Source organism: Hanstruepera flava, from assembly GCF_023634025.1.
Classification (GTDB): Bacteria; Bacteroidota; Bacteroidia; order Flavobacteriales; family Flavobacteriaceae; genus Hanstruepera; species Hanstruepera flava.
The window spans coordinates 291,412-305,675 of record NZ_JALJCW010000002.1 but is presented as its reverse complement, the minus strand read 5'-3'; the positions used below and the strand labels follow the sequence as shown (position 1 = coordinate 305,675).

Annotated in this window: 13 protein-coding genes; 5 read left to right on the top strand and 8 right to left on the bottom strand. The window is 34.5% G+C overall.

The window, feature by feature from the left end; genetic code table 11:
• Positions 1–4 precede the first annotated feature (4 nt).
• On the bottom strand, positions 5–1,093 hold the full coding sequence (locus MTX13_RS08890; protein WP_250434223.1) for an efflux RND transporter periplasmic adaptor subunit: 1,089 nt from the start codon (positions 1,091–1,093) through the stop codon (positions 5–7).
• Between the two features lie 11 nt (positions 1,094–1,104).
• Positions 1,105–3,447 (bottom strand): TolC family protein, encoded by a 2,343-nt coding sequence (locus MTX13_RS08885; RefSeq protein WP_250434221.1) that lies wholly within the window; start codon positions 3,445–3,447, stop codon positions 1,105–1,107.
• 131 nt (positions 3,448–3,578) lie between these two features.
• Here MTX13_RS08885 and pepT point away from each other — a divergent pair, with 131 nt between their 5' ends.
• From pepT to MTX13_RS08870, 3 genes are all read left to right on the top strand, one after another.
• Complete coding sequence (gene pepT, locus MTX13_RS08880; protein WP_250434219.1) at positions 3,579–4,823, top strand: peptidase T; 1,245 nt, start codon at positions 3,579–3,581, stop codon at positions 4,821–4,823.
• Positions 4,824–4,953: 130 nt separating this feature from the next.
• Positions 4,954–5,982, top strand: coding sequence for a virulence protein RhuM/Fic/DOC family protein (gene rhuM / locus MTX13_RS08875; RefSeq protein WP_250434217.1), 1,029 nt, complete (start codon positions 4,954–4,956; stop codon positions 5,980–5,982).
• Between the two features lie 116 nt (positions 5,983–6,098).
• Positions 6,099–6,698, top strand: coding sequence for a YdeI/OmpD-associated family protein (locus MTX13_RS08870; protein ID WP_250434216.1), 600 nt, complete (start codon positions 6,099–6,101; stop codon positions 6,696–6,698).
• 92 nt (positions 6,699–6,790) lie between these two features.
• Here the strand turns inward: MTX13_RS08870 and yajC are convergent, their stop codons facing one another.
• The 4 genes from yajC to MTX13_RS08850 all read right to left on the bottom strand — a co-directional run bounded on the left by yajC (position 6,791) and on the right by MTX13_RS08850 (position 9,748).
• Positions 6,791–7,081 carry a preprotein translocase subunit YajC gene (yajC, locus tag MTX13_RS08865; RefSeq protein ID WP_250434215.1) on the bottom strand — a complete coding sequence of 97 codons (291 nt, stop codon included), beginning with the start codon at positions 7,079–7,081 and terminating at the stop codon, positions 6,791–6,793.
• Between the two features lie 4 nt (positions 7,082–7,085).
• A complete protein-coding gene (locus MTX13_RS08860; RefSeq protein WP_250434214.1) occupies positions 7,086–7,577 on the bottom strand; it encodes a DUF1573 domain-containing protein in 492 nt (163 codons plus the stop codon).
• A gap of 46 nt (positions 7,578–7,623) precedes the next feature.
• Positions 7,624–8,568 carry a transcription antitermination factor NusB gene (gene nusB, locus MTX13_RS08855; RefSeq protein WP_250434213.1) on the bottom strand — a complete coding sequence of 315 codons (945 nt, stop codon included), beginning with the start codon at positions 8,566–8,568 and terminating at the stop codon, positions 7,624–7,626.
• A 76-nt stretch (positions 8,569–8,644) separates the two neighbouring features.
• Complete coding sequence (locus MTX13_RS08850; protein WP_250434212.1) at positions 8,645–9,748, bottom strand: Glu/Leu/Phe/Val family dehydrogenase; 1,104 nt, start codon at positions 9,746–9,748, stop codon at positions 8,645–8,647.
• A 145-nt stretch (positions 9,749–9,893) separates the two neighbouring features.
• On the opposite strand from MTX13_RS08850, the gene MTX13_RS08845 reads away from it, so the two are divergent.
• Positions 9,894–11,651: an ABC transporter ATP-binding protein gene (locus MTX13_RS08845; RefSeq protein WP_250434211.1), complete on the top strand. Its 1,758-nt coding sequence runs from the start codon at positions 9,894–9,896 to the stop codon at positions 11,649–11,651.
• A 152-nt stretch (positions 11,652–11,803) separates the two neighbouring features.
• The gene (locus tag MTX13_RS08840; protein WP_250434210.1) at positions 11,804–12,196 is read left to right on the top strand and encodes a PUR family DNA/RNA-binding protein; all 393 of its coding nucleotides are present in this window, start codon (positions 11,804–11,806) and stop codon (positions 12,194–12,196) included.
• Positions 12,197–12,255: 59 nt separating this feature from the next.
• On the opposite strand, the gene MTX13_RS08835 is transcribed toward MTX13_RS08840, so the two are convergent.
• Together MTX13_RS08835 and MTX13_RS08830 are read right to left on the bottom strand one after the other, a co-directional pair.
• Positions 12,256–13,287 (bottom strand): 1-acyl-sn-glycerol-3-phosphate acyltransferase, encoded by a 1,032-nt coding sequence (locus MTX13_RS08835; RefSeq protein ID WP_250434209.1) that lies wholly within the window; start codon positions 13,285–13,287, stop codon positions 12,256–12,258.
• Positions 13,284–14,198: a bile acid:sodium symporter family protein gene (locus tag MTX13_RS08830; RefSeq protein WP_250434208.1), complete on the bottom strand. Its 915-nt coding sequence runs from the start codon at positions 14,196–14,198 to the stop codon at positions 13,284–13,286. The genes MTX13_RS08835 and MTX13_RS08830 overlap by 4 nt, the downstream gene beginning before the upstream one ends.
• Between the last annotated feature and the right edge of the window lie 66 nt (positions 14,199–14,264).

Sequence of the window (14,264 nt, the reverse complement as noted above, 5' to 3'; positions counted from 1 at the left end):
GCGCTTAATTTAATTTAACTTTTTGACCATCTAAAAGGGTTTGCAACCCAGCTGTTGCTATTTTTTGACCTTCCTCTAAACCCGAATCAATTTCAAAACCTTCAGCAGTCAACTCACCTATTTCAATAGTTTGGCGCTTAATAACATAATTCCCCTCTGCACCATCAATAACAAATACGAAACGATTATCTCCGTCTTCTCCCACACTAACTGGTGGTATTACCAATTTACGCTCCTCGCTTTGGCTTGTAACAAATTCAAAGGTAACACTGGCGGCCATACCACTTTTTATACGCTCGTCATCATCAAGAATAGTTACACGAATTGGATAAGTAGACGTATTGCTATCTAATGCTGGAGCAACCTCGGTAACCTCACCATTATATTGTTTGTTTCCAATAGCCGTAAACGACACCTTAACCTTCATGCCTTTGTACACATTGTTAATAACGCTCTCTGGAAGGCCAATTTCAATTTCTATTGCTGATCCTGCATTTAATACACCTATAGTTTGACCAGGTGAAACGTTTTCATCAACTTCAGCAACAACCGAAGCTATAGCCCCATCTTCTGGTGCATATAGGTATCCAAACTTAATTTGGTCGGCTTGAATGGATACACTACGTTTAGACGATTCAAAACTGGCTACTGCAGTGCGGTAAGAGTTTTTAGCAGCTTCATAATCACTTAATGAAGAGCTACCTTTTTCGTACAAGGTTCTGACCCGGTTTAAATTTAATTTGGCGGTATTCATTTGGGATTCGGCACTGTTTTGTGATTCAATTGAACTTTCATAATTCAATCGCGCCTGAACATTATCGAGTTGAGCCAATAAATCGCCTTTTTTAACTTTCTGACCTAATTTCATATCAAGCATTACAATAATGCCTGTATTCCTAAAACTCAAATTGATAATTTTTTCAGTTTTAGCCGTACCACTAAAATGTCTAATCTTATCTGCTCCCGCATATTTTACTTCTGTATACTTTACGGGGCGCAACACCTCTTGCTTTGGTGCTTCCTTTTTACCGCAGGCCATAAAAAACCCAAGCATTAAAAGTGATAGTAATTTATAGTTTTTGTTTAAAATCATACGTTTTATGTTTAATCTTCAATACTGGCCTTAAACTCTAAAAAACGAGCTGTAAAAGCGTTACGTTCTTCTTGAGATTCCAGTAAAAAGAAGTTTCCTATATAGCGTTCTAGTGTTAGCATGGCTAACAAATAATTATACGTTGCATTACTACTGGCCAATTGCGCCTGTAAGTAATTGTTTTGGGCATCCAACAGTTGGATGATATTAACTGCGCCATTTTCATAAGATGTCTGGGTTAATTCCAAAACTTCTTTTGCAGTTTCCTCAAATACTTTAGATAACTCAATATTTGTAATTTGGTTGATGACTTCCAATACAGCATCATTGATATTTTTTTCAATCTGAAGCTTTAGGTTCTCTGTTGAAAATTGAATTTGCTCTTTTTGAATTGTGGCAATTTGCTTATTGATATTTTGTTTATTCTGATTAAATATGGGTAAGCTTAAATTTACGCCAACATTATAATAGCCGTCGGGTGGAGTTGGTATGAATACTGGAAATGTACTTCCTGCTCCACTTCTAGAAAACACATGGTTATATTGACCTTGCAAGGCAACAGTTGGCAAAAAACGGCCTGGGCCAAATAGTTTTTCACTTCGTTCGGTAGCTATTAAATTGTAATCTAAAAACTTCAACTCCGGAGAGTTGTTAAGTGCTTCCTGAATTAAGAATTGAATAAACGGTCTACGCTCCAAAGGATCGTTTAATAAATCGTTAAAAGCATGGTAATCATATTCTTCAAAAATACCAGAATCCAATTCCGCATCATCAACATCAATAACCAAGCTTATAGGATTATTAAGCAATTGATTTAGCACGTAATAACCTTGATTTAACTGATTAAACGACTCTACATTATCCTGCATATTTTGTACCAGCTCACTTCTAAAACGCAATACATCTGATTTTCCAGATTGTCCAGCATCATAGTTTTGAGCAGCAATCTGTAGGTTACGTTTGGTTAAATTTAAGTTCTTACTTTGTATCTTGTAATTGGCTTTAAGTATTAAGGCATTAAAATAAGCCGTAACGGATTCAAAAACAATATTTAACTGCTCGCGATTATATTCTTCTTGTTGCGCTTGTTGCAAGGCCGTTTGTATTCCAATATTAGCATTTGCGGCTTCAGAGAATATAGTTTGCGACAGGGTTATATTTCCTGCGGTCAACACTTCTGGATTTTGACCGTTGGTTGCAGCCGCAAATTCAGGATCGGTATAATTTGCAGAAGCTGAAGCAAATACATCTGGCAAATAATCACTTTTAGCTAACTTGGTATCTTCTTCAGAAACCAACACATCTTGCTGCAACTCTTTAAGTGTTAAGTTTTCCGCAATTACCTCTGTCATTACACTTACTAAATCGTAGCGTTTATCTGCATCTATATCTGAAGCATCTCCAACAAAATTTGTTGTTGCTATTAAGCTATACTTTAAGGGTACACCAATACGCTGGGCAGTATTAAAGTTGATAGTAAGGCTTTTATTTACAGTGAGTAAAGATGATGATTCACTGGGCACATCATCAACCACAACCGATTCGACACTTAAGGCAATACGCCTAAAAAACTGATCAATTTGAGATTGATCATTGTTGGTCGCCAAAAGACCATTTTCAACATCACGAATTTGAGTTGTGGTAAACGAAGGAATTTTTTTAGCTATCAGCGCATTTGCAATATTTTTTATTTCATCTTCAGTAAGGTATAGTCCTCCAATAAAATATACAGCCTCTTGACCCTCTAACGTATTAATAATATCTTGAGCAGTATCAAACGGTAGCAACGTTAATTCCAGTTCTAATTCTGATGATAACTTTGCTAAAATTTCAGAAACAGGGCTGTATTCTATAGCACCACGCTCCATTAAAACACCAACACTCTTACAACCAACCAGTTCTTTAAATATGCGTAAATCTTCCTCATAGGAAAGTGGTGTTACTATAGAGGTGAAGTTTTCAACACTGCCTTTAGTAGTTCTTGCCGTCTCAATAAAATCCTCATTAACTGTCCCAAAAAGAATAGTAGGTATTGGATAGGTCTCCCTTTCCGTTAAAACTTTATTAGTGGTTACACCGTAGGCAATAACAATATCCACTTCTGAAACCAGTGTGTTATATTGCTCTTTAGCCAGATTGGGATTAAAATTATTTACATACCTTCTGTTAGAAGGAAAAACAACCGTTGCGTCTTCACCAACAACAGCAATAATTTCTTCCTGTAAATCATCTACCAATACATTAATTCGGTCATTGGTTTTATCTATTAAAAAACCAATTTTATACGTTTTGTCTTGTGATAAGGCTGAAAAATTAACTGCCAGAAAAAAACCAATGAGTAATAAATAGCGCATTAAAAGGAAATTATGCTAGCTAAAATAATTTTATTTTACTTGTAATCAAAGTCCATCGGCAAATTAAATTACAAGAACATATAGTTTAATATCCCAAATGATATTTTTACTTTTGGCAAAAACAACTAGCCATGATTGACAAAAATCACATCATTAATCGATTTATAAGTTACGTAACCGTTGACACGGAATCTGATCCTGAATCTGAAACCACACCGAGTACTGCAAAACAATGGGATTTAGCCAATGCCTTGGTTGATGAATTGAAATCAATAGGATTAACAGATGTTACTATAGACGACAATGCTTATATCATGGCAACGCTACCAAGCAATGTAGATCATGATGTTCCTACCATTGGGTTTATATCGCACTTTGACACAAGCCCGGATTTTACAGGTGCCAACGTAAAACCTCAAATTGTAGAAAACTACGATGGCAAAGATATTGTTTTAAATGAAGCTGAAAATATTGTGCTTTCTCCTGACTATTTTGAAGATTTACTCATGTATAAAGGTCAGACTCTTATAACAACCGATGGCACCACACTTTTAGGCGCTGATGATAAAGCAGGTATATGTGAAATTGTTTCGGCAATGGAATACTTAATACAGCATCCAGAAATTAAACATGGAACCATTAGAATTGGTTTTACACCAGACGAAGAAATTGGTCGTGGAGCCCACAAATTTGATGTCGAAAAATTTGCAGCCGATTGGGCTTACACTATGGATGGCAGCCAAGTAGGCGAACTGGAATACGAAAATTTCAATGCTGCTGGAGCCGTTGTAAAAGTAAAAGGCAAAATTGTACACCCTGGTTATGCCAAAGGGAAAATGGTAAACTCCATGTACATAGCTACAGAATATATCAACTCCTTACCACGAATGGAAACACCAGAACATACCGAAGGCTATCAAGGCTTTTTCCATTTACACAATATGAAAGGAGCTGTTGAAGAAACCGTTTTACAATATATTATTCGCGACCACGACAAAGGGCATTTTGAAGCACGAAAAGAAGTCATGCAAAAGTTGGCCAACGAGCTTAACGAACAATATGGGCGAGAAGTTATAACCCTAGAAATTTCAGACCAATATTTCAATATGAAAGAAAAGGTTGAACCTGTAATGCATATTGTAGATATAGCCGAAGAAGCCATGAAACAATTGAACATAAAACCACTTATAAAACCCATTCGTGGTGGTACAGATGGTTCGCAATTAAGCTATATGGGCTTACCTTGTCCTAATATTTTTGCTGGTGGCCATAACTTTCACGGACGTTATGAATATGTACCTGTTGAGAGCATTATTAAAGCGACTGAAGTGATTTGTAAGATTGCAGAGTTGACAGCTAAAAAGCATGAAGCCTAGGCGGTTTGACTTTGTTAAAAAAATAACCGAACTTCGTTTAACGGTGTATATAATTAACCTGCATTGAGCATAGTCGAAATGTTAAAATGATATCATATACTCAAGTTGTAGTTAATTTTAAACCTATTTAATGTTAGAAGAGAATAAAGAAAATATTAAAAAATCTGATAAAGCACTTGTTGTATTTAAACCTACTCATGGCAAAACTGAATATCAAGTTATATTAGATGAAAACCAAGAAACTCTTTGGGCAACTGAAATACAAATTGCAGAAATATTTGGTAGAGATAGAACTGTAATAAATAGACATATTAAAAATAGTTATAAAGAAGGAGAATTAGATGAAAACTCAACTAGTGCAAAAATTGCACAAGTTCGAAAAGAGGGAGATAGAGAAATAGAAAGAGAAGTAAAACATTATAATTTAGATGTAATAATATCTGTCGGATATAGAGTAAAATCTCCTCTAGCAACTGAATTTAGAAAATGGGCTACAAATAAATTAAAGGAATATTTATTAAAAGGTTATACCATAAATGAACAATTACTTCAGGAAAGCACAAAACAAATAAAAGAGCTAAAAACTGAAATCAACCTTTTAAACGAAATAGCATTCAAAAATCAGCTCCAACTTACAGATGGATTCCTATCCATAATAAGCCATTATTCCAAATCTTTTGAACTACTGAATAAGTATGATACTCAAGACCTAACAATGGATAATCTCACAGATGAGATTATTTATACAATAAATTATAAGGATGTTAAATCTGCAATAGAACAACTCAAAAAAAATCTAATTTCAAAAGGTGAAGCAGGCGAATTATTCGGTAACGAAAAAGATAAATCATTTGAAGGAATACTAGGTAGTATTTCTCAAACTGTATTTGGTGAGTTAGCATACCCAACAGCTGAAGAGCAAGCAGCTCAACTTCTTTATTCGATAATAAAAGGACACGCATTTAGCGATGGAAATAAGAGAATAGGGTCATTTGTGTTTGTTTGGTTTCTAGAAAGAAATAATATACATCTTACAAAAGAAGGAGAAAGAAAGATCAGTGAAAACTCATTGGTTTCATTAGCATTGGCTGTCGCACAAAGTTCCCCGGAACAAAGAGATACAATTATTAAGTTAATTGTTAACCTAATTAAAAACTAACTTCAAAATGCCTATAACCTATACCTCTAATACACTAAAAATTATCTATCTTTATTTGTGTAACTCACTCTTACCGAAAATAGGTACTAGCCATACACAAAACCGTTAAACGAAACATGAAAAAAGTCACCTCTGTAGAAGAATATATAGAAAACAACAGCCACTTTGGTGAAGCCTTAACGCTGTTGCGCAACGTCATCACTAAAACCGAATTGGAAGAAACCCTAAAATGGAGCGCACCTGTATATACACTTAATGGTAAAAATGTGGTGGGTTTAGGTGCCTTTAAAAACCATTTTGGCATTTGGTTTTTTAATGGTGTATTTCTAAAGGATGAAAAGAACTTACTGGTAAATGCCCAAGAAGGCAAAACCAAAGCCTTACGCCAAATGCGTTTTGAAAATATTGAGGATATAGACCAAGCGGCTGTGCTGGCTTACGTTAAAGAAGCCATAGAAAACCAAAAACTAGGTAAAGAAATAAAACCAGAACGCAAAGGTAAATCGGTTTCTATACCAAAAGAACTACAAACCGCTTTTAAAGCTAACGCAGATTTACAAGCTAGTTTTAAAGCCTTAACACCTGGTAAACAACGTGAGTACTGTGAGCACATAGAATCTGCAAAAAGAGAAGCCACGAAGCAATCACGATTAGAGAAAATAACACCTATGATAATTAGTGGTGTGGGTTTACACGATAAGTATAAAAATTGTTAGTTATTAATAGATTCCGCATCAAGTGCGGAATGACAAAAAATAAAAAAACTCCGAAGGCGACTTCGGAGTTTTTGTTTTATAATAATTGAATACTATTTAGCTGGAGCGTTCAATTTTTTGCTCATTTCCATGGATATGGCCGATTTATCAAACTTAATTTTACCTGCTAGAGTTTCAATAACACAACTGCCATCTTTATCATTAAGTTCAACAACCTTACCATGCATACCACTTTTGGTAATCACTTTGTCTCCCTTTTTTAATTCAGCTGCAAATTTCTTTTCTTGTTTTTGACGTTTCATCTGTGGTGCAATCATGAAAAAATACACGACTACAAACATTAAAATAAACGGCAAAAATGTGCTTAAACCACCTTCTCCCATAAAATTACTTAACTTGTGGTATAGTAGCTTTTGCTGGTTCTACAGCATTAGGGTCTGGCTTTACAAATGCAGTAATTTTTACTGTTTCCTTACCTTTTTCAGTATTAGCTGTTACAGTAACTGTTTTAGATACTTTATTTTTACCAGAACCATTAAACTTTACTGTAAATTGACCACTGTCTCCTGGAGCTAAAGGCTCTTTACTCCAATCTTGAGGTACTGTACAACCACAAGAACTCTTAATATCTGTAATTACTAAAGGAGCGTCTCCTGTGTTTGTGTAAGAAAAAACAGTTTCTACAGCCGTTTTAGCTTCAATTTCACCAAAATCATGCTCTGTTTTATCAAATGTAATTACAGGGTATTTTGATGAGTTAGCATCTCTTTCTGCAGCTTCTGCTACATTTTTTTCATCAATCTTTTTTGTAGCATCTTCTTTACAAGATGTAAATGCAATCATGCATAATGCGCTTAATCCTAATATTACTTTTTTCATAATAAAAAATTTTTGTTTGGGGCGTAAATGTAGTAATTATTTCTAATTACATCAACCCACGACCGGTTTTATTTAAGGTATTGGCTTCTTGATACTCTTTAACCAAGTTATCTAGAATACCATTTATAAAAATACTGCTCTTTGGGGTTGAGTACTCTTTAGCAATTTCTAAATACTCGTTTATAGTAACTTTTACTGGTATAGACGAAAAGTTTTTAAGTTCGCATATCGCCATTTGCAGCAATACCTGATCGATATTGGCAATACGGTCTGCTTCCCAGTTTTTTGTTTTCTCTCCAATTTCGGAGTTTAGCTGATTTTGGTTTAAAATGGTTTTTTTAAACAAGTCTAACGCAAACTCACGGTCGTCAATGTCCTTAAACAAGTCTGGTAGCATGTACTTTTCCGAAGAATTAGGTTTAAGCTTACGTAATAATTTTACAATAGTTGTATTTATAACCGGTAAATCGTCAACCCAAGTTAAATTTTGGTCTTCTAAATAATCATACAACTTATCGTTAGGCGCAATAATTTCTTTGTAAATGTCTATAACGAAGTTTTTGTCTTCATTAAAGTTAGAGGTCCTGGTTTGCATGTATTCGCTATACAAACTACTAGATTTTATAGCTTTAAACAGCACATCTACATATTCGTTATCTAACTCCCAATTCTTTACTTTATAATCTTCTAAAGCATCTTGAAGTGCTGTATTGTTTTTTAAATACAATAACACTTCATTGTTTGCAAACTTTTGATTCGGGTTTTTATCTTCTGAAGTAGCTAGGTGTTTTTGTTGGGTTTTCTCAACGTAAATAGCTTCACGCTTTTGAATCTCAACCAATAAGGACAGTTGTAATAAGTAAAGTGAATACATATTCTCAATACTTCTTAACAAAAATGTTTGGTCTGCTTTAAAATCTCCGCCTTCTCCGCCTTTATAAGCGTAAATAGTTTGCATAACCTTTATGCGAATATGTCTTCTGTTTAGCATATTTACAAAGAACTTTTTATTTAAAGAGGCGAAAGTATACACAATCGCCTCGCTAAAATACTATTATTTTAAAGAATTATTTTGAATTCTCTTGTTTTCTCGTCTCAATGCGTTGCTTTGCAATATTTAAAGCCGCATGGTTAGTTGTTATGTCATGCGTTTCAGCATTCTTCAAAATCTCTAACGTCGTGTTATAGATGTTTTCAGTTTTACGCATAATCTCTTTTCTATCGTAACCCTCCAACTCGGCATACACATTAATAATACCTCCTGCATTTATTAAGAAATCTGGTGCATATACAATACCACGGTCTTGTAATATTTTACCATGCTTTTCTTCTACAGCCAATTGGTTATTAGCCGCTCCTGCAACTATTTTTGCTTTTAAATTATAGATGGTATCATCATTTATAGTGGCCCCAAGTGCACAAGGTGCATAGATATCCATATCTTCACTATAAATATCATGTCCGCCATAAATAGTTACACCATATTTAGAACGCACTTCTTCCAGTCTATCTTGGCTAATATCCGCAATGGTAACCTCGGCACCTTCATCTACCAAATGCTCTACTAAAGCTTCACCTACATTACCAATACCCTGCACAAAAACCGTTTTACCTTCTAGCACATCGCTTCCAAACTTATACTTTGCAGCAGCTTTCATACCCATAAATACACCATAAGCTGTAATTGGCGACGGATTTCCTGCCCCTCCAATTGACTCTGAAATTCCGGTAACATAAGGTGTTACTTCACGAACCGTATCCATATCAGCAGTGGTCATACCAACATCTTCAGCAGTAATGTATTTTCCGCTTAACGAATGTACAAACTCACCAAACTTTCGCATTAATTCAGGTGTCTTTTGGGTTTTGGCATCACCAATAATAACGGCTTTTCCTCCACCTAAATTTAATCCTGTAATAGCCGACTTAAAGGTCATACCACGCGATAAACGCAAGACATCATTTAAAGCTTCCCATTCATTGGCATAGTTCCACATTCTTGTCCCTCCCAATGCAGGTCCTAAGACTGTGTTATGAATACCTATTATTGCTTTTAAACCTGTATCTTTGTCGTTGCAAAAAACTATTTGTTCGTGATTATCGAATGAAAGCTGACCAAAAACAGGATCTGCTTTATGAAGTTCATTTGCATTTATTATGTCTGTATCCATTTGTATTTAATTTAATATTTAATCGCTCATTTAAACGATTCATAAAAAGAGCATGCAAAATTAAGTGAATATTAGTGTTTAAACAACATAATTAAGATTAAAATAAGAATTTGTTAAAAACTTTATATTAGAAAGCAAATCGTTAATGAAAGAACTAAAGCACTTAAACAAGTACTTCTATAAATATAAATACAAACTACTGGCAGGAATACTCATTACTATTGTAGCTAGAATCTTCCTGTTATTTACGCCTAGACTAGTCAGTAAAATTTTCACGGCAATAGAAAAAGGCCTGGATGGCTCGATAACGAGAGAGGCTTTTAAAGCTGAACTGACTTTGTCCATTATTTATATTATTGGCGCTGCAGTTATCGCTGGACTTTTTACCTTTTTAATGCGCCAAACCATTATAAATGTATCGCGCTACATTGAATACGACCTGAAAAATGAAATTTATCAGCAATACCAGAGGTTATCATTAAACTTCTACAAGAAAAACCGGACTGGCGATTTAATGAACCGCATAAGCGAGGATGTTGGACGCGTACGCATGTATGCAGGTCCTGCCATTATGTATAGTATAAATACAATTACCTTATTTATAATTGCTTTAATCTATATGTACAATGCAGCCCCTACCCTAACGCTGTACACTGTTATTCCTCTACCTATTTTATCAGTGGCTATTTATAAGTTGAGTAGAGAAATTCACAAACGAAGTACTATTGTTCAAGAATACTTATCTAAACTATCGTCATTTACCCAAGAAACTTTTAGTGGTGTTGCCATTATTAAATCGTATGGCATTGAACCCCAAACGAATCAGAATTTTGTTGAGCTTGCCGAAGGTAGTCGTGAGAAGCAATTGAGCTTGGTTCGTGTAAGTGCATTGTTCTTTCCTATGATGATTTTACTTATTGGTGTTAGTAATTTAATTGTTATTTACATAGGTGGCTTGCAGTACATAAATGGTGAAATTGAAAGTATAGGTACTATCGCCGAATTTATTATTTATGTCAATATGCTTACATGGCCTGTTGCCACAGTGGGTTGGGTAACATCAATTGTGCAACAAGCAGAAGCTTCGCAGAAACGTATTAACGAGTTTTTAAAAATAGAATCTGAAGTTCAAAATAAGAATAACAATCCTTCAGATATTATAGGTGACATCCAGTTTAAGGATGTAACTTTTACTTACGACGATACCAATATAACCGCTTTAAAAGGCGTATCGTTTAAAGTAAATCATGGTGAAACTTTAGCCATCATTGGCAAAACAGGTTCTGGAAAGTCAACTATACTAGAATTAATTGGTCGTTTATATGACGTAAAAGAAGGTAAACTTACCATAGATGGAAAACCTATAGACCAAATAAACCTTTACAGCTTAAGAGACAGTATTGGGTATGTGCCCCAAGATGCCTTTTTGTTTTCAGACTCCATTAAAAACAACATCAAATTTGGTAAAGAATCTGCTACTGATGATGAAGTTATGCAAGCGGCAAAATATGCACAAGTCCACAAAAACATTAAAGGTTTTAACAAGGGCTATGATACCATTTTAGGTGAACGAGGCATTACCTTGTCTGGTGGGCAAAAACAACGGGTTTCTATTGCTCGGGCCATAATAAAAGATCCCAAAATATTACTGTTTGACGACTGCCTTTCTGCAGTAGACACAGAAACCGAAGAAAAAATTCTAAACAACCTAAAAAAGCTTACTATTGGCAAAACAACAATTATTGTGAGCCACCGTATATCTGCTGCCAAAAACGCTGACAAAATTATTATTCTGGATGACGGTAAAATAGTCCAATCTGGCAATCACGATAGTTTGATTGAAGAAGATGGCTACTATAAAAACCTTTACTTAAAACAATTAAGTGAATCTGAAAGCCATTAAGCTACCACAAACACATTAAGCGATTGATAATGTGATACATACAAACCGAAATTAGAAGTTAGCAAAAGAAATTTCATAAATTGTTGGTTCGTAACCTATTTTTTTAGATTTTTGAAGAACTCATAATTTAGATTTTAATTAGTTTTAAGACAATGAACAACAATGACATGATGGAGAAAGAAGAAATTTTTTCGAAAGTATTAAGAGCAGGAAGACGCACCTATTTCTTTGATGTAAGATCGACTAAAGCCGGAGATTATTATTTAACTATTACAGAAAGTAAAAAGTTTACTAACGATGATGGTTCGTATCATTATAAAAAACATAAAATTTATTTATACAAAGAAGATTTTTCTGAATTTAATAGCATTCTAGCTGAAATGACAGATTATATTATTCAGGAAAAAGGCGATGAAGTTATAAGCGAACGTCACCAAAAAGACTTTAAAAAAGAATTTGTAAATAACGACGATTCTGAATCAACAGACGATGTCGCATCAAAAGCTCCTGAAAGTTTTACAGACATTGATTTTGATGATATATAACAAAAACTAACTATATACATTATACGAAAGCCACTAATATCAATTAGTGGCTTTTTTGTTTACAACTTTATAGCAAGTAAACTAAACAGTAGTGTTAACAGCATATAACCTAAACCTACTTCCCATCCAAAAAACGTAATTAAAACCATTACAACAAGGAGTATCCAAATTGGCACAAGTGTTATAGCAATAGCAAAACGAAATGTTGAGACAAACTCTATTTCGCTAACTCGAGGCTTAACAAACCAGACCCAAATGGCATATGGAGCAAACAACACCATACACATTAACGCTTTAAAAACAGACTTTAAAACCTTAGGCGTGTATTGTGATTTAAATGAACAATCCATATAATTTGAAGCCATACAAGTATTAACTGCTATAGGGTTTAAAAAATTGGCGCGAAGCTTTTCTAATGCTTCAAGATTTTCATCATAATTCTCGGCTGGAATATGTGTGGTTAATACCTTTAGGTTATCTGAAACAACTTGCTTTAAATCTAAAATATCTTGATTACGGTTATCAGAAATAAAATTTGATGCCTGTAGTGGGCTTCCTATAACCATGGAGACACTATCTGCAAAAGTATCGGCCTGTTCATAGTTTAACCCAATTGGTACAATTTTTAAGTCCGTTTCCGGATAGGCTTCTAATGTTTCAAAAATAATTCTGGTAAAACCTTTGCTTAATGGTCTAACGGTTCGCCTCATATTATGATTTCCTTCAGGAAATAAGGCTACAGCTTTTCCCATATACAGTAGCTTCCTACAATACTCAAAAATTTCATTATTGTTTTGAATAGTACTCCATCCATCGCGAACACGATAAACAGGCAACATATTCAAACTCATTAAAAAAGATTTTATTTTAGGATTTTTAAATACACTGGCACGTGTTAAAAAATAGGAGAACCTACCTACTCTAGTAGCAATTAACAAGGCATCCATTAAGGCATTATTATGATTGGACAAAATAACTAACGGACCTGTTTTTGGTACAGCCTTTCTATTGACTTTATAAAACCTTCTGTAGTAAAAGAATAGTCCAATTCGCAGATAAGCTCTTACCAAATGTAACCAAAGTGCTTTCAAACTACTGCGTGTTTTTTATGCGATTTAACAGACCAAAAATAAGCTAAAACCAACCCTGAAATAATATGCCAAATACCCCAAAATGCAGCCATTATGGCCATACCGCCTAACCCATTAAAAAAAGTAAATATAAGTAGCAATCCTAATCCAGAATTTTGAATCCCTGTTTCTATAGCTATTGTTTTTTGGTTTTTAAATGACAGCCTAAATGCTTTGGCCACCAACAATCCCAGTAAAATGGCCACTACATTATGACTAACACCTAAAACCAATACATGATGAATGTAATTATTAAAAACATCAAGGTTATTCATAAACGCCATGATGACTATAGCCACAAAAATCAATATGGAAAAAGGCTTTAAGAGCTTAGATGTTTTTATGGCGAAATTAGGAAACCTATAACGCACAAGCATTCCAAACAATAAAGGTATTCCCAGAATTAAAACAACTAGCTTAACCAAATCTATTGGGCTTAAAGCTACGTATTGTAACAGCTCGGCTGTGGGTTGGTACATATTACCATAAAATTGAAAATTGACAGGTGTCATAACCACAGCTAAAAAGGTTGAAAATGCGGTTAAACTTACTGATAGGGCTGTATTGCCATTAGCCAAGTGTGTCATAAAATTGGAAATATTCCCGCCAGGACATGCGGCAACCATCATCATGCCCAAAGCAATACTTGCCTGAGGCTGAACAATTAAAACAAAGAAAAAAGTAACCAATGGCAATAAAACAAACTGTGACAAAATACCTACAAACACCAATTTGGGCTTTTTGAACAAGGCCCTAAAATCATCTGCCGTAATGCCCAGAGCCACGCCAAACATGACCACCGCCAATGCAATATTCAGAATCCATAAATTATTAGAATCGAAGTTAATTTGAACCTCATCGAGTTCCAGCATACTTAAAAAGTTAGTTAGTAAGCGGTAAGATGGCAGTTAATTTATTAAAAAACAAGTAAGTTTTTA